Origin of the sequence: Azospirillum sp. TSH100, assembly GCF_004923295.1 — a bacterium.
Classification (GTDB): Bacteria; Pseudomonadota; Alphaproteobacteria; order Azospirillales; family Azospirillaceae; genus Azospirillum.
In genome coordinates this window covers 86,260-101,794 of sequence record NZ_CP039636.1, presented here as the reverse complement: position 1 = coordinate 101,794, position 15,535 = coordinate 86,260, and the positions used below count along the sequence as shown (strand labels likewise).

Genomic DNA, 15,535 nt, shown 5'->3' with positions numbered 1-15,535 from the left:
ATCCGTTTTGTATTGTCGTTCTCATTGATTTTATCGCTATCGATTTTATTATGTCCGAAAGGCGGCTGGTCGCCTTGGCTTTTGCGACAGGTAGGCCATGATTTGCGGCGAACAGCGCATGACGGTCGACATGGTGCGGGTAGAGGTGCCGGCCCGTCTGCATCTCGGGTTCCTTGACATGGAGGGCGGGCTGGGCCGGCGCTTCGGCAGCCTGGGCCTGACGCTCGATGGGCTGGGAACGGAATTGGCGCTGACACGAGGCGACCCGGTAGGGGGCGGTCCGGACCGCTCGGTCAGCCGCGCGCGGGACTATCTCGACCGGCTGTGCGGCGCGCTGGAGGTGGAGAACCGCTTTGCCCTGCGCCTGGGCCGGACGATCCCTTCCCATTCCGGGCTGGGGTCCGGCACCCAGTTGGCGCTGGCCGTAGGGGCGGGGCTGTCGGCGATGACCGACCGGCCGCTGCCGCCGCGTCGGGTCGCCAGTCTGCTGGATCGTGGGGCACGGTCGGGCATCGGGGTGGGAGCCTTCGAACAGGGTGGCGTCATTCTGGATGGCGGCAAGGGTGCGCTCGACGAGCCGCCACCGGTCATCAGCCGGATGGCTCTGCCGGAGGCTTGGCGGATGCTGCTGGTGTTCGACGACGCCAACCGCGGGCTGTCCGGCACGGCCGAGACGGTCGCCTTCCGCGATCTGCCGCCCTTTCCGGCCGACAAGGCGGCCTATCTGTGTCGGCTGGCGCTGATGGTCGGGTTGCCGGCGCTGGCGGAAGTGGATGTGGTGCGATTCGGTGCCGCAGTGACGGAATTGCAGAGCGTGGTCGGCGACCATTTCGCCCCGGCCCAGGGCGGCCGTTTCAGCAGTCCGGATGTGGCTGAGGTGCTGCGTTGGTTGCCGTCGGTGGGCGCGACGGGAGTGGGACAGAGTTCCTGGGGGCCGACCGGTTTCGGGATCTTCGGCGATGCCGGATCGGCAGAGCGCGCCGCAGAGGATGCGCGGGCACGATGGCGAACGCGGACCAATCTGCGTTTGGTCGTCTGCCGGGGGCGGAATCGCGGCGCGGTGGTGGAGACTTTCTCCGGCCACGGCACGGTCGCTGCCGGATATGAAACAGTCGCAAAAAAGACAGCGTGAGATTGTGGGGTGAAAGACAGTGCCATGAAGCGAACCAAGGACTTCGTTTCATGGAAAAGCCCTATATCATACATGCCATTACTCCGGTAAAGGCGGTCAGTCCATTCGACATCAACATGGCCTGCGATGCCGGATATGGCGTTGTCGTGCCATATACCAACGTCGAGACTGGTGAAGTTCCGGGTCTTGTCCAGGACATGATATTCTCGCGGGCGCCGGGCGACGCCAAGCGGACCGGCTTGTTCATCGCCGGCCGCGACATCCTGAAGGCACTGGACATGCTGGAGGCAGCGCGAAAGGCCATGGTTCCGCCATTCGAAATCTCGGTCTTCGCCGATCCGTCGGGCGCCTACACCACCGCCGCGGCGATGATCGCGAAGGTCGAGGCCCAGCTTGAGACGGTTGGGATGGGTTTGGCCGGGGCGCGGGTTGCGGTGTTCGGCGGCAAGGGACCGGTGGGCGGTGTCGCGGCGGTGCTGGCGGCCCGTGCCGGTGCATCGGTGCGGCTGGTCGGCCATGATGGCGCGGCGTCCGTTGCGGAGCGGGCGGCCTCCTACCTCCAGCGGTTCGGTGTGACGCTGGGCGCGGTGGACGGGTCCACCGACGCGCACAAGGCCGCCATCCTGGCGGAGACCGATGTCGTGCTGGCGGTGGCCCGCGCCGGCGTGCAGGTGCTGAGCCGCGCACAGATCGCCGCCGCCCCGTCCGTGCGGGTGGTGGCCGACGTCAATGCCGTGCCGCCGGCAGGCGTGGAGGGGGTGGATGCCTTCAGCGATGGCGCGCCCATTGAGGGGACGGATGCGGTCGGCATCGGTGCGCTCGCGATCGGCAACGTGAAGTTCAAGACCCAGCATGGCCTGTTCAAGGCGATGCGCGAGGCGGCGAAGCCGGCCTATCTGGCTTTCGACGATGCCTTCGCCCTGGCCCGCGCCCAATGCCGGAAAGCGGCGTGATCCTGGTTGCCGCCCTGTCGGGCCGGGCCATCGCCCAAGCGGTGGCGCGCACCGGCGCCGTCGTGGCGACGCTGGACCAGTTCGGCGATGCCGACCTGCCGGCGCCTGCCCGCCGCATCGCGGGCGATCCCGTCGCCGGCTTCGATGGGGAGGCGATGATCGCCGCCGCTCTGGAACTGGCTCCGCCGGGCGGCGCTCTGGTGGTCGGATCGGGATTCGAACAGGCACCGGACCTGCTGGCCGCCCTGATCGAGGCCGGTTCCTACCGCCTGCTTGGCAATGGACCGGAGGTGGTGCGGGGGGTCAAGGATCCGGCCAATTTCGCTGCGCGGCTGGCGACGCTGGGGCTTGAAGAGCTGGGCGTCTCGCATCCGGACACGCGGACCGAAGCGCCCGAAAGCGCCGTGGCGGAAGAGTGGCTGGTCAAGCGCAGCGGGGCGGCCGGGGGCTGGCACATCGTGCCCTGGGATGGCGGTCCGCTGTCGGGCGGGCATTACCTGCAACGGCGGATGGCGGGCCGGCCAACCTCCGTCGCCTTTATCGCCGACCGGTCCGGCCGGTGCGAACTGGTGGCGGTCAGCCGGCAATGGGCCGATCCGGCACCCGATGCGCCATTCCGCTATGGCGGGGCAGTGCTGCCGGCGACGGTGCCGACGGTGCTGGCCGACCGACTGGCGGAGACCGCGCGCCGCATCGTGACGGCATTCGGTCTGGTCGGGCTGAACAGCCTGGACCTGCTGGTCGACGGCGACGCGGTGACGGTGCTGGAGGTCAATCCGCGTCCGGGCGCCACGCTCGACCTGCTCGAACGCCACCGGCAGGGCGGGGTGATGCGTGCCCATCTCGACGCCGCAGCCGGACGCAACTGGAGCCTGGGGACGCCGCGTCCGGGCGTCATCGCCGGAGCGGTGGCCTACGCCCCGGCAGCCCTGACGGTGCCGGAAAAATGCGTCTGGGCTCCCTGGTGCGCCGACCTGCCCCGCCCCGGCAGCGCCATAGAGGCCGGACAGCCGCTGTGCAGTGTCACCGCCTGGGGCGAGGACGAGGAGGAGGCGCGGCGGCGCCTGTCCCGCCGCATTGAACGCATCATCGCGGATTGCACTCCGCCGGCCTGTCATTTGGAGAAGACCGCCGATGTCCTCGCTTCCCTTCAGCGTTAACCGGCTTGCCGCCCCCTTGGTCCACGCGCTGGTGGCCGACGCCGCCATGCTGCGGATCGGTGTGGAGCAGCATCCCGCCGGCTGCACCGTGATCGATGCCGGCATCGACCGGCCCGGCAGCCTGGAGGCCGGCCGCCGCATCGCCGAGATTTGCCTGGGCGGCGCCGGCAATGTGCGCATCGGCATGGACTCCCCCTTCGCCCATTGGCCGGCGCAGGTGACGGTGGGTGCCGCCGATCCGGTCCTCGCCTGTCTCGGTAGCCAATATGCCGGCTGGAGCCTGTCGGGCGAGAAATTCTCGGCCCTGGGGTCCGGTCCCGGCCGCGCCCTGGCGGTCAAGGAGCCGCTGTACGCCGAGCTTGGCTATCGCGACATGGCCGACCGTGCCGTCCTGGTGCTGGAGACCGACAAGCGGCCGCCGTCCTCGGTGGTGGAGAAGGTGGCGCGCGATTGCGGCGTGCCGGCGGAGCGCGTGACCCTGATCCTGACGCCGACCCGCAGCCCGGCCGGAATCGTCCAGATCGTCGCCCGCGTGCTGGAAGTGGGCTTGCACAAGCTGCACGCCTTGCATTTCCCGCTGGAGCGGGTGCGCGACGGCGTCGGCTGCGCCCCGTTGCCGCCGCCGGGGCGCGACTTCGTCCAGGCGATGGGGCGGACCAACGACGCCATCCTGTTCGGCGGCAGCGTCCATCTGCTGGTCGATGGGCCGGACGACGACGCGGCCGATCTGGCGGCCCGCCTGCCCAGTTCGGCCTCCGCCGACTATGGCCGCCCCTTCGCCGACCTGTTCGCGGCAAGCGGCTACGACTTCTTCAAGATCGACCCGATGCTGTTCAGCCCAGCCCGCGTGATCGTCACCGCCTTCGAGAGCGGCCGGAGCTTCAGCGCCGGGGCGCTGGCGCCGGCGCTGCTCGACCGCTCCTTCGGCATCGGCGGTTAGGGGCTGGACGATGGGACGGACCCGCATCGCCATCTTCGTGGACGGCGCCGACTGGCACACCCGGCGGCTGACCGGCGCCTTGGCCTGCCGTGGCGCCAAGGCGGTGCCGGTGTCGCTCAGCGCCTGCGGTTTCGGTCCGGACGGGCCGTTGATTCCCGGTTTCGATGGCGGACTGCCCGACGCCTGTCTGGTCCGCACCATCTCCGCCGGCAGTTTCGAACAGGTGACGCTGCGGCTCGGCGTGCTGCATGCGCTGGTCCATGGCGGTGTGCCGGTCGCCAACAACCCGGCCTCCATCGAGCGCTGCGTCGACAAGAGCGCCACCGCCTTCCGGCTGGCCGCCGCCGGAGTTCCTACGCCGCGCACCTGGACCGTCGCCGATCCTGTCCAGGCATCCACGATCCTGGCCGACCTCCATGCCGATGGCCGGGCGGCGGTGCTGAAGCCGCTGTTCGGGTCGCAGGGCAAGGGGCTGCGGCGGCTCGATCCTGGCATGACGCTGCCCGGCCCAGAGGAAGTCGCCGGCACCTACCATTTGCAGGAGTATGTCGGCGCGGCCGACGGCGGCTGGTTCGACTGGCGCGTCTTCGTGGTGGATGGGCGGCCGCTGGCCGCCATGGTCCGCCAGGGCGACCACTGGATCACCAACGTCAAGCAGGGCGCGCGCTGCCATCCCGCCAGTCCGGGCGGTGTGCTGGGCGATCTGGCGGTTGCCGCCGCCGCCGCCGTCGGCACCGATTATGCCGGGGTGGATGTGATCCGTGCCCCGGACGGCCGGTTCCTGGTGCTGGAGGTCAACAGCATGCCGGCATGGCGCGGCCTTCAGGCGGTGACGCCGGTCGATGTGGCGCAGGCTCTGGCCGATCTGGTCCTGGACCGTCTGGCGTCGGCCTCGCCAATGTCGGCGGACGCGCGGAGGGTGGGATGAGCGCCCTGTTGCCGACCCCCGGGAGTGACTGCCGGACAATGGTCGAGGAGGCCGTGTTCACCGCCTGCCGGCTGGAGTTGATGGCGTTGAAGCCAGGCAACGTCCACATCCATGCCGAGGGCCACGGCATGACCGTGACGCAGTTCCTGGACAGCGCCGCCGCCATAGCCCCGATCCTCGCCACGCCGGGCCACCGGGTGGGGGAGACGATCCTGCGCGCTGTCGAGGCGACGCGGGGCGTTGCCGGCTGCAACACCAACCTCGGCATCGTCCTGCTGTTGGCGCCGCTCGCCGCCGCGGCGCTGTGCCGCGACAAGGGGGAGCCGTTGCGGCTGAGGCTGGCGCGGGTGCTCGACGGGTTGAGCGTCGCCGATGCAGCCGACGCCTTCGCGGCCATCCGCGTTGCGCTGCCGGCCGGGTTGGGCGAGGCCCCTCAGCATGACGTCGCCGAGGCGCCGCGGATCGACCTGCGGGCCGCCATGGCGACTGCGGCCGACCGTGATTCGATTGCTCGGCAGTACGCCACCGCCTTTGCCGATGTCTTCGCCTTCGGCGTCGCCCGCGGCCGCTCGGCCCTGCGTCGCGGCGCCAGTCCGGCAGAGGCGGCAAGCGCCATCCATCTGGGATTCATGGCGCTCCACCCCGACACCCATATCGCCCGCAAGCATGGCGCGGCTGTCGCGGAGCGGGTGCGGGACCAGGCCTTCCGGCTGGAGCGGCGCCTCGCCGTCGGTCCGGCATTCGGCGGCCATTCGGGCGCAGCGCGCCGCCTTCTCGCTTTCGACCGCGCGCTGAAGCGCCGCGGCCTCAATCCGGGCACCTCCGCCGACCTGACGGTGGCCTGCCTGTTCGTGCTTCGGCTGGCCGGCGAATTGCCGGCCGGACCGTGGCCGCCGGACGACAACCGGCGGAGCCTTTTCAAACCAACCATCGCAAGGGATGCGCAATGCCTAAGATCGACAAGGTTATGGTCGGCGAAGCTCTGGTGGGCGACGGCAACGAGGTCGCTCACATCGATCTCATCATCGGTCCGCGCGGCAGTGCCGCCGAAACCGCCTTCTGCCAGACCCTGACCAACCAGAAGGAAGGCGTGAACGGCCTGCTGGCCGTGCTGGCGCCGAACCTGATGGTCAAGCCGTCCACGGTCATGTTCAACAAGGTGACGATCAAGAACGCCAAGCAGGCCGTGCAGATGTTCGGCCCGGCCCAGCGCGCCGTCGCCCTGGCCGTCGCCGAATGCGTCCAGGACGGCACCATTCCGGCGGACGAGGCCGACGAGCTGTTCATCTCCGTCGGCGTCTTCATCCACTGGCAGGCGGAGGACGACCGCAAGATCCAGGACTACAACCACGAGGCCACCAAGCTGGCGCTGAAGCGCGCCATCGCCGGCAGCCCGACCGCCCAGGAGATGCTGGACGGCATGGCCGCCGCGGTTCACCCGTTCGCCGCCTCCTGACCGGAGACGAAGCGGGCGAGCGTCTCGGCGTCGAGGCGCCGGTCGTGGAGCGCGCTGGCCACCAGCACGGCATCGGCGCCGTGCGTGGCCAGCGCCTCCAGATCCGCCGCATCGCGCACGCCGCCGGCTCCCCACACCCGAACCCCCGGGCGTCGGGCCGCCAGTGTGACGATGCGGTCCAGGTCCGGACCTTCGCCCGAACCGACCCGGTCCAGCGTCATGGCGATCACCCGTTGGGGCCAGCGGCCGGCATCCTCATGCAGCACCGCCGGTCCCAGCGCTTCGCCCCGCCGGAGATCCAGCGACAGCGCCACCCGGTCCTCGCCGGTCAGGGCCTGCGCCGCCTCCAGCGTTTTGCCGTCGCTCTGGCTTTCGCTGCCGATCACCAGATGGAGGAGACCGGCATCGAGCCAGCGGCGGCAATCGTCCGGCGTCGCCAGCCCGGCATCGACCCAGAAGGCGACCTCTGGCCAACGCGCCTGGAGATCGGCCACGATGGTTCGATGATCTCCGTTTCCGCGGATCGCGTCGAGATCGGCGACATAGCAGGCGCGGAAGGGTTGCAGCGCCAGCAGCGCGACCACGATATCCTGCGGTGCCGATCCAACGGTCAGCGCGCTTTCGATGGGGCGGTAGCGGTCGCGCTCCCCCCGCTTGGCATGAACCACCTGCCCGCCCAGCAGGTCGATGACGGGAACGATGTCCATGGAGAACAGCCTTCGTCGGATTCTGGTCTGCGAGTATGTCACCGGCGGCGCGCTGTGCAACGGGCCGCTTCCGACGGATTTGATGGATGAGGCAAACGCGATGGTCGCTGCCCTCGTCGGCGATCTGGTCGCGCTGGAGGGAATACACGTCACGCTGTGCTGGGACAACCGGCTTTCCCCGCCGTCCTTTCCGTCCGACCGGGTCGCCCTGTTCCCGGTGGCGCCGGGCGAGGATCCGGAGGCGCGCTGGCGCACGGCCGCCGCGCTGTGCGATGCGGTCTGGCCGATCGCGCCGGAAAGCGACGGGCAGCTGGGCCATGTCGCCGCCCTGTTCCGCAACACCGGCCGGACGGTGGTCGCCTGCGCTTCCGACGCCATCGCGCTCGCATCGTCGAAGACGGCGACGGCGGCCCGGCTGGCCGCCCATGGCATCGCGACCATTCCCACCGTTCCTTTCGGCACTATGCCGTCGCCTGCCGTCCGCCATGTGGTGAAGCCGGACGATGGCGCCGGCTGCCTCGACACCTTCATCGTCGACGACATTGCCGCCTGGCACCCGCCCCATTCCGGCCGCTGGATCGTCCAGCCGCTGGTGGAGGGGGAGGCGTGCAGCCTGTCGATGCTGGTCGACGCTGCCGGCGGGGTGCGGCTGCTCGGCTGCAACCGGCAAAAGGTGGGGCGTGGGGACGGGAGCTTCTCCTTCCATGGCGTGGAGGTCGGGGCGATGGAGCACCGCCGTGCCGCCTGGGAACCGCTGGCCCGCGCCATCGCCGCCGCGATTCCGGGGCTGATCGGCTATGTCGCCGTCGACCTCATCGACCGGCCTGACGGCCCGGTTGTTGTTGAGGTGAACCCGCGCCTGTCCGTCGGCTATTCCGGGCTGTCGCGGGTGCTGGGCTGGAATCCGGCCCGCGACATTCTGGCTCTGTTCAACACCACATCGGCCGATGCGGGCCGGGAGGGGGCGCATGTCTGACAAAGTCGGATCGACCGTGATCGGCTGGGACATCGGCGGCGCCCACCTGAAGGCCGCCTGGGCGGAGAACGGCCAGCTGCGCGATGCGGTGCAGGTGCCGTGCCGGCTCTGGCAAGGCCTGGCGGAACTGGACGCAGCGCTCGCGACCGTGCTGGAGCGGCTGCCGGCCGACGCCGACCATGTGGTGACGATGACCGGCGAGCTGGTCGACCTGTTCGACGACCGCACCCAGGGCGTGCACACGCTGATCGACCGGATGGCGGCGGCCCTGCCGCAGGGACGCCTGCGCGTCTATGCCGGCCGCCGCGGGCTTCTGTCGCCCCGGGAGGCGCGTGGACAGGTGATGGAGGTGGCCTCGGCCAACTGGATGGCAACCGCCGCCGTGGTCGCCCGGCGCCTGCCGGCGGCTCTGCTGGTCGACATGGGCAGCACCACCACGGACATCGTGCCGGTGCGCTACGGTGAGGTGGCGGCGCGCGGCGTCACCGATCACGAGCGGATGGCGGTGGAGGAACTGCTCTATACCGGGCTGACCCGCACGGCGGTGATGGCGATGGAGCGCACCGCCCTGGTCGCGGGCGAGCGCCTGCCGATGATGGCCGAATATTTCGCCACCAGCGCCGACCTCTACCGTGTGCTCGGCCGGCTGGACGAGGCCGCGGACCAGCACCCTGCCGCAGACAACGGCGCGAAGACGGTCGAGGCCAGCCGGCGCCGTCTGGCCCGCATGGTCGGGCATGATGCCGGCGACTATGATCCGGCGGTGTGGCGGGCGATGGCCGGCGATCTGACCGAACGCCAGTTGCGCCGCATTCACGACGCCGCCTGTCGTGTCTTGTCGGCCGCAGCACCGCCTCTTCCGGACGAGGCACCGGTGGTCGGGGCCGGCGTCGGCCGTGCGGTGGTGAAGGAGGTGGCTGCCCGGCTCGGCCGCCCCTATCGGGATTTCTGTGACGTTGTGGGCGCTCCCGGTCAGGGCTGGGTCGCCAGTTGCGCCCCGGCCGCCGCCATGGCGCTGCTCGGGTGAGGGCACAAGGATGAGCCGCGCCTTCGTCAAGGAAAGCGACGCCGAAACCGAGGGGCTGCTGCCGCAGATCAACGGACCCCTGCATGTGTCCGCTGCCACCATCGCCGCCTGGCAGGAGGAACTTGCCGCAGCCGATGCGGACATCGCGAGATTGCGCGGTTCCGATGCGCCGGAGGACCGGCAGGCGATGAGCAGCGCCAAGCGGCGGGCCGACCTGCTGCGCGCGCGTCTGGCCGCCGCCGTCGTGGTCCGCCCGGCCGGCCCGGCGGAAGAGGCCGGTTTCGGCTCCGTCATCGTCGCCGAAGATGAGAACGGGCGGCAATGGACCTTCACGCTGGTGGGCGGGGAGGAGGCCGATCCCGCCGCCGGCCGTATCAGCTGGCAATCGCCGTTGGGTGAGGCCCTGATCGGGGGGCGGGCCGGCGACGTGGTGGACTGGCCGCGCCGGGATGGCCTGCTATCCCTCGCCATCCGTTCGGTCTCGCCAAACTGACCGTTCACAGGAATTCCTAGAAATTCTTCTGTGTGGGCGACGGGTTCGGGCCAATCTACGACGGGTCTGCAAAATTAGATTCAGTAGACATGCGTAACTAAACTGTCATAAACTGTGCCTCTCAACTGAAAAATTTTGGGCAGTTCGGGGTAATACCCAGAACAGTCGGTACCACTCCAACATAGTGGTTCCGGTCTCGAAGAATCGTGTCTTTGAACAGGGAAAGAAAGGGCGCAGATGAAGACGCTTTTCCGGTCCGCATTGCTTGCGGGCATGGTCGCGATGGCCCCGCTGGCGGCCATGGCCCAATCGGGCACCCCCCAACCGCTCGCGCATTGGCCGGCGGAGGCGGCCGGGAGCCTCAAGACGCTGGTGGCCGCCAATGCCGGCAAGGGCGCCTACGCGGTGTTCGACGCCGACAACACGCTCTACCGCTACGACCTTGAGGAATCCCTGCTGCCCTATCTGGAGCGCAAGGGCGTTCTGTCGCGCGAGAGCATGGATCCCTCCTTGAAGATCATCCCGTTCAAGGACGTGAACGGGCACAAGGAAAGCCTCAACAGCTATTATTACCGGCTGTGCGAGATCGACGATCAGGTGTGCTATCCCTGGGTGGCGCAGATCTTCTCCGGCTTCACCCTGACCCAGTTGAAGGGCTTCGTCGACGAGATGCTGGCCGACGGCAAGCCGATACCCGCCACCTATTACGACGGCGACGCGGTCAAGACTGTCGAGATCAGCCCGCCCAAATTCTACACCGGCCAGCAGGAGTTGGTGAACCATCTGACCGCCAACGGGATCGAGGTCTATGTGGTTACCGCCGCCAGCGAGGAACTGGTCCGGATGGTCCTGTCCGATCCGAAATACGGCTACAACATCAAGCCGCAGAACGTCATCGGCGTCACCATGCTGCTGAAGAACCGCGCCACCGGCGAGGTTACCACGGCGCGCAAGCTGATCGCCGAGGGAAAATACGACTGGGCGAAGACGATGGACCTGGAGCTCGGCACCTATCTGTGGGCGCCGCTGACCTGGTTCGCCGGCAAGCACGCGGCGATCCTCACCTACATCGACCAGTGGAAGAAGCCGGTGCTGGTGGCGGGCGATACCCCGACCAGCGATGGCTACATGCTGCTCCATTCCACCGACGCGGCGAACGGTGGCATGCGGGTCTGGGTCAACCGCAAGGACAAGTACATGAAGCAGATCAAGCAGATGTGGGAAACCGCCGCCGCCGGTCAGGCGGCGCAGAATCTGCCGGTCCTCGCCGACCGGAACTGGGTCGTCGTCCAGCCGAACGATATCCAGTGACATCGGCGGCTGTTGACGACCATCCCTGAAAGCACGAAGGCCCCGACCGTTTTGACGGCCGGGGCCTTTGCTTGACCGCTCCATTGCGATCAGCCGCCATCCAGCGCGCGCAGCAGCGGACGGATCTTCACCATCATCTCGTTATGCTCATGTCCCGGATCGGAATCGGCGACGATGCCGCCGCCGGCCTGGGCGATGACCCTGTCGGGTGTGATGGTCAGGGTGCGGATGACGATGCTGCTGTCCATCGCGCCGTCGAAGCCGATCCAGGCTACCGAGCCGCAATAGGCGCCGCGCCGCGAGGATTCAAGCTCGTCGATGATCTCCATGGCGCGGATCTTCGGCGCGCCGGTGATCGAGCCGCCGGGGAAGGTGGCGCGCAGCAGATCGACCGGCCCCAATCCCGGCTTCAACCGCCCCTCGATCACCGACACCAGATGATGGACGGAGGCGAAGCGCTCCACCCCGCACAGGACCGGCACCTTGACGCTGCCGATGCGCGCCACACGGCCGATGTCGTTGCGCAGCAGGTCGGTGATCATCAGATTCTCGGCGCGGTCCTTGACGCTGTGCTCAAGCTCCTCGGCCAGGGCGTCATCCTCTTCCGCCGTGGCGCCACGTGGGCGGGTTCCCTTGATCGGGCGGGTTTCCATCCGGCCGTCGGCATGCAGCCGGATGAAGCGCTCGGGCGAGGCGCTGGCCAGACCGGTGCCGCCGGGCAGCGACAGGCAGGCCGCGAAGGGAGCCGGGCTGAGCGCCAGCAGGCGGCGGTAGAGGTCGAGGACCGACAGGCCGTCCGGTCGGTCGGCCAGGAATCGGCTGGTGAAGTTGGCCTGGAAGATGTCGCCCGCGCGGATGTACTCCAGCACCTGCTCCACTTGACGGCAGTACTCGTCGCGCCCGATCTCCGGCCGCCAGACGGCGGTGGCGGGAGAGGGCGGCGGCAAAATGTTGGGCGCTGCTTCCAGGAGTTCGGCGAAGGCGTGAAGACGCCGTGCGGCCTGGATGCGGCGCCCGACCGGGCTGCGCTCGGGAAAGCCGCTGGACAGGATCCAGCCGCGCCGTTCCTGTTCATCGAAGACGATGACGGTGTCATAGAGACCGAAGGCCATGTCCGGCAGGCCGGTGTCGTCGCCATGGCGTGCCGGCAGCCGTTCCAGCACCTGTCCCAGCTCATAGCCGAGGAAGCCCACGGCGCCGCCGGCGAAGGGGACGGGCAGGTCGGAGGGGAGGGAGAGGCGGTGGGCCTCCAGTTGCCGTTCCAGCACTGTGAAGGGATCGCCGTCCACCGCATGGCCGTCCACGGTGATGCAGCCGTCGCGGGCTTCGATGGTGCGGAAGGGTTCGGCGGCGATGATGCTCCACCGGCCTCGGCCTCCGGCCGCCGCGGCACTGTGCAGAAGCGTGGCGAAAGGCCGGCTGGACCAGGGAGCGAAGGCGGCGACCGGATCGCGGTAGGGGATCTCGCGGATCAGCAGTGGACACGCGTCGTCCGCGCTTTCCCCGGCCGGAAGGTCAAAGACAAGGCCATCCTGCGGCATGGGTCACGCTCCGATGTCGGTGGCGAGGGGCTTCACCCAGAAGCGCAGGGGCTTGGCGGTCTCCTCGCGGTCGCAGGCGTCGCACCAGGACAGGGTGCCGCCGATCTCCGGCTCCAGCCGATAGCCCAGCCGCCGCCATGTTCCATCGGGTGTCCGGTATGTCTTCGGGCGGCGGGGATGGTCGGTCGATCGTACGATCTCGCCGAAGGCGGCGGATGCGTAGCGGTCGGCGTCGCGGATATGGGCTTCGCCGATCTCAAGCAGCGTGGTCCCGATGCCGCGGCCGCGGTGGGAGGGCAGGACCACGACCTCGCCGAAATAGAAGATCGAGTGCGGATCGCGGCCGGCATGGGCGAAGGGGTCGCGCAAGGCGTCCAGTTCCTGGTCGAGCGGCGCGCCGGTGACGGCCGCGATCATGCGGTTGCCGTCGAAGGCGGCCAGGATGAGGCCGTCCGACAGGCTGCCAAGGTCCGACAGATAGCGTTCCTCGTAGGCGGCCGACCCCGGGTAGAGGTAAGGGAACTCGCCCAGCACAGCCAGCCGCAGGGCCGCCAGCTCCTCCAGCCCGTCGGCCAGGGTGGCCCCGGCGAGACGTTGCACCCAGATGTCGCCCGCCTGCATGTCGACCCGCAGCTGCCGTCCCTCAGGTGACAGGGGCCGCGCCGGAAGAGCGGCGGCGAAGCCCCCTTCCGGGAGAGCCCCCGCGCTCACCGTGCCGGCACCGGCAGGAACCGGCGCAGGAACGCGAAGCGTGCCGGGCGCGGAGCGACGGCGGTCCGGCCGAAGCTCTGGGTGATGCGGTCGAGGATGATCGCCAGCAGCACGACACTCAGCCCGCTTTCAAAGCCGAGCGCAATGTCCAGCCGCTGGATGCCCTGCAACACCACGTTGCCCAGGCCGCCGGCGCCGATCATCGAGGCGATGACGATCATCGACAGCGCCATCATCATGGTCTGGTTGACCCCGGCCATGATCGAGGGCAGGGCGTTCGGCAACTGCACCTTGAACAGAAGCTGACGGTCATGGCAGCCGAAGGCCTTGCCGGCCTCGACGATCTCGGCCGGAACCTGCTGGATGCCGAGCGATGTCAGGCGCACGGCAGGAGGCATGGCGAAGATCACGGTGGCGAGGATGCCCGGCACCCGGCCGAGCCCGAAGAACATCACGGCCGGGATCAGATAGACGAAGGCCGGCATGGTCTGCATGAAGTCCAGCGTGGTGCGGACGATGCTTTCGACCACGCGGTTGCGGGCCATCCAAACGCCCAGCGGCACGCCGATCAGCAGGCAGAGCAGGGTGGAGGTCAGCACCAGACCGAGGGTTGAGGCCGTCTCCGTCCACAGCCCCATGCCGGCGATCAGCAGCAGGGACGCCACGGTGAAGACGGCGAAGCCGACCCCGACCCGCCAGAGGGAGACCGCGACGATCAGCCCGATCAGCAGCCAGGCCGGCGCCCCGACCAGGACAAAGTCGATGGCGCCGCCGAAGCCGTTCACCACCGTCGAGATCGCGTCGAAGGTCGATTGGAAATGGTCGAGCATGAAGGTGACCAGATCCTCGACCCATTTGCCGATTCTGATTTCGAAATCCATCGGTCAATCCCCCCGAACCAAGGTGTGGAGCATGAGGGCGCGCGAGATGGCGCCGAGGAAATTGTGGTCGTCATCGACGACCGGCACCGGCCATTCGCTGTCGGCCACCAGGGCGAGCAGCGAATGGATGGGGGCGGCGGCATTGACCGTGCGCACGTCGGGCAGGAAGGCGTTGACGAAGCGTGGCTGCGGACCCTTCAGTTCCCGTTCCAGCGTCGCCTGCGAAACGATCCCCTCGAAACGTCCGTCCTGCGTGCGGACATAGCCGAAATTATGGTGGTTCTCGCGCAGCTGCTGCAGGGCGGGGGTCAGTTCGCCGGGAAGACGGATGACCGTGTTGGTCGCCTCGTAACGCGCCACGTCGCCGGCCCGAAGCACCTTGGATGCGTCGACGTTGCGGAAGAAGGAGCGGACGTAATCGTCGGCCGGGCGGCTGAGGATCTCGTAGGGCGTGCCGACCTGCACGATGCGGCCGCCCTCCATGATGGCGATGCGGTCGCCGATGCGCATCGCCTCGTCCAGGTCGTGGGAGATGAAGACGATGGTGCGCTGGTGCTCGCGTTGCAGGCGCAGCAGTTCGTCCTGCATCTCGGTGCGGATCAGCGGGTCAAGGGCGGAGAAGGCCTCGTCCATCAGCAGGATGGTCGGGTCGTTCGCCAGCGCACGGGCGAGGCCGACGCGCTGCTGCATGCCGCCGGACATCTCACGCGGGTAGCGGTGGGCGTAGGTGCCCAGGCCGACCTGTTCCAGTGCCTGCTGCGCCGCCTTGTGGCGCTCCGCCTTGGACGCACCGGAGATTTCCAGGCCGAAGGCGGCATTGTCCAGCGCCGTCAGGTGGGGCATCAGGGCGAAGGATTGGAAGACCATGCCCATGTTGCGGCGGCGGGCCTGGATCAGCTCGGCCTTAGACATGCTGACCAGATCCTTGCCGTCCAGCAGGATCTCGCCGCTGCTCGGTTCGATCAGCCGGTTCAGCAGGCGGATCATGGTGGATTTGCCGGACCCCGACAGCCCCATGATGACGAAGATCTCACCGGCGCGGACCTGAAAGCTGGCGTCGAGGACACCGACATTGACGTTCAGCTTTTCCAGGACCTCCGCCTTGCTGGCGCCCTGGCGCAGCATCGACAGGGCGGGCTTCGGATCGGCGGAGAAGACCTTGTAGACGTTCCGCACTTCCAGGCGGACAGCCGCGTCATCGCCGGTGCCCGTTCTGGCAGCTCCGCGGGGAAAGCCCAGGCTGGCCGGTCCACCGACCGAAACCGCGCTTCGCATCATCGTGTTCATCGACAGGCCTCCCCTCGATTGGCGACAGCGCG

16 protein-coding genes are annotated in these 15,535 nt (G+C 68.6%); 11 read left to right on the top strand and 5 right to left on the bottom strand.

Going from position 1 to position 15,535, the window contains the following annotated elements; genetic code table 11:
* Positions 1-118 precede the first annotated feature (118 nt).
* The 7 genes from E6C72_RS18255 (at position 119) to fae (ending at position 6,569) form a co-directional block, all read left to right on the top strand.
* The gene (locus E6C72_RS18255) at positions 119-1,132 is read left to right on the top strand and encodes a beta-ribofuranosylaminobenzene 5'-phosphate synthase family protein (protein ID WP_247875688.1); all 1,014 of its coding nucleotides are present in this window, start codon (positions 119-121) and stop codon (positions 1,130-1,132) included.
* Positions 1,133-1,278: 146 nt separating this feature from the next.
* Positions 1,279-2,085, top strand: coding sequence for a methylenetetrahydromethanopterin dehydrogenase (locus E6C72_RS18250; protein WP_247882159.1), 807 nt, complete (start codon positions 1,279-1,281; stop codon positions 2,083-2,085).
* A complete protein-coding gene (locus E6C72_RS18245) occupies positions 2,082-3,245 on the top strand; it encodes an ATP-grasp domain-containing protein (protein WP_247875689.1) in 1,164 nt (387 codons plus the stop codon). Before E6C72_RS18250 ends, E6C72_RS18245 begins: the two co-directional genes overlap by 4 nt.
* Positions 3,220-4,185, top strand: coding sequence for a methenyltetrahydromethanopterin cyclohydrolase (mch, locus tag E6C72_RS18240; protein ID WP_109085681.1), 966 nt, complete (start codon positions 3,220-3,222; stop codon positions 4,183-4,185). Before E6C72_RS18245 ends, mch begins: the two co-directional genes overlap by 26 nt.
* A gap of 10 nt (positions 4,186-4,195) precedes the next feature.
* A complete protein-coding gene (locus E6C72_RS18235) occupies positions 4,196-5,113 on the top strand; it encodes a RimK family alpha-L-glutamate ligase (protein ID WP_109085682.1) in 918 nt (305 codons plus the stop codon).
* Positions 5,110-6,186, top strand: coding sequence for a triphosphoribosyl-dephospho-CoA synthase (locus E6C72_RS32320; RefSeq protein ID WP_247875690.1), 1,077 nt, complete (start codon positions 5,110-5,112; stop codon positions 6,184-6,186). Before E6C72_RS18235 ends, E6C72_RS32320 begins: the two co-directional genes overlap by 4 nt.
* A complete protein-coding gene (gene fae, locus E6C72_RS18225) occupies positions 6,081-6,569 on the top strand; it encodes a formaldehyde-activating enzyme (protein WP_247875691.1) in 489 nt (162 codons plus the stop codon). Before E6C72_RS32320 ends, fae begins: the two co-directional genes overlap by 106 nt.
* Here the strand turns inward: fae and E6C72_RS18220 are convergent.
* The gene (locus tag E6C72_RS18220; protein WP_109085684.1) at positions 6,548-7,276 is read right to left on the bottom strand and encodes a HisA/HisF-related TIM barrel protein; all 729 of its coding nucleotides are present in this window, start codon (positions 7,274-7,276) and stop codon (positions 6,548-6,550) included. The genes fae and E6C72_RS18220 overlap by 22 nt on opposite strands.
* Here E6C72_RS18220 and E6C72_RS18215 point away from each other — a divergent pair.
* The 4 genes from E6C72_RS18215 to E6C72_RS18200 all read left to right on the top strand — a co-directional run bounded on the left by E6C72_RS18215 (position 7,275) and on the right by E6C72_RS18200 (position 11,083).
* Positions 7,275-8,252 carry an ATP-grasp domain-containing protein gene (locus E6C72_RS18215; RefSeq protein ID WP_109085685.1) on the top strand — a complete coding sequence of 326 codons (978 nt, stop codon included), beginning with the start codon at positions 7,275-7,277 and terminating at the stop codon, positions 8,250-8,252. The two genes, E6C72_RS18220 and E6C72_RS18215, sit on opposite strands and share 2 nt — an antisense overlap.
* On the top strand, positions 8,245-9,279 hold the full coding sequence (locus E6C72_RS18210) for a hydantoinase/oxoprolinase family protein (RefSeq protein ID WP_109085686.1): 1,035 nt from the start codon (positions 8,245-8,247) through the stop codon (positions 9,277-9,279). Before E6C72_RS18215 ends, E6C72_RS18210 begins: the two co-directional genes overlap by 8 nt.
* 10 nt (positions 9,280-9,289) lie before the next feature.
* Positions 9,290-9,772 carry a GreA/GreB family elongation factor gene (locus tag E6C72_RS18205; protein ID WP_109085687.1) on the top strand — a complete coding sequence of 161 codons (483 nt, stop codon included), beginning with the start codon at positions 9,290-9,292 and terminating at the stop codon, positions 9,770-9,772.
* Positions 9,773-10,009: 237 nt separating this feature from the next.
* Complete coding sequence (locus E6C72_RS18200) at positions 10,010-11,083, top strand: HAD family hydrolase (protein WP_109085688.1); 1,074 nt, start codon at positions 10,010-10,012, stop codon at positions 11,081-11,083.
* A gap of 89 nt (positions 11,084-11,172) precedes the next feature.
* Here E6C72_RS18200 and pabB read toward each other — a convergent pair whose 3' ends face one another.
* Genes pabB through proV form a run of 4 tightly spaced genes read right to left on the bottom strand, consistent with a single transcriptional unit; the run spans position 11,173 to position 15,503 of the window.
* Positions 11,173-12,624 carry an aminodeoxychorismate synthase component I gene (gene pabB / locus E6C72_RS18195; protein WP_109085689.1) on the bottom strand — a complete coding sequence of 484 codons (1,452 nt, stop codon included), beginning with the start codon at positions 12,622-12,624 and terminating at the stop codon, positions 11,173-11,175.
* 3 nt (positions 12,625-12,627) lie between these two features.
* Positions 12,628-13,335: a GNAT family N-acetyltransferase gene (locus tag E6C72_RS18190; protein ID WP_109085690.1), complete on the bottom strand. Its 708-nt coding sequence runs from the start codon at positions 13,333-13,335 to the stop codon at positions 12,628-12,630.
* Positions 13,332-14,216: a proline/glycine betaine ABC transporter permease gene (locus E6C72_RS18185; protein WP_109085691.1), complete on the bottom strand. Its 885-nt coding sequence runs from the start codon at positions 14,214-14,216 to the stop codon at positions 13,332-13,334. The genes E6C72_RS18190 and E6C72_RS18185 overlap by 4 nt, the downstream gene beginning before the upstream one ends.
* A gap of 3 nt (positions 14,217-14,219) precedes the next feature.
* The gene (proV, locus tag E6C72_RS18180; RefSeq protein ID WP_109085692.1) at positions 14,220-15,503 is read right to left on the bottom strand and encodes a glycine betaine/L-proline ABC transporter ATP-binding protein ProV; all 1,284 of its coding nucleotides are present in this window, start codon (positions 15,501-15,503) and stop codon (positions 14,220-14,222) included.
* Positions 15,504-15,535 lie beyond the last annotated feature (32 nt).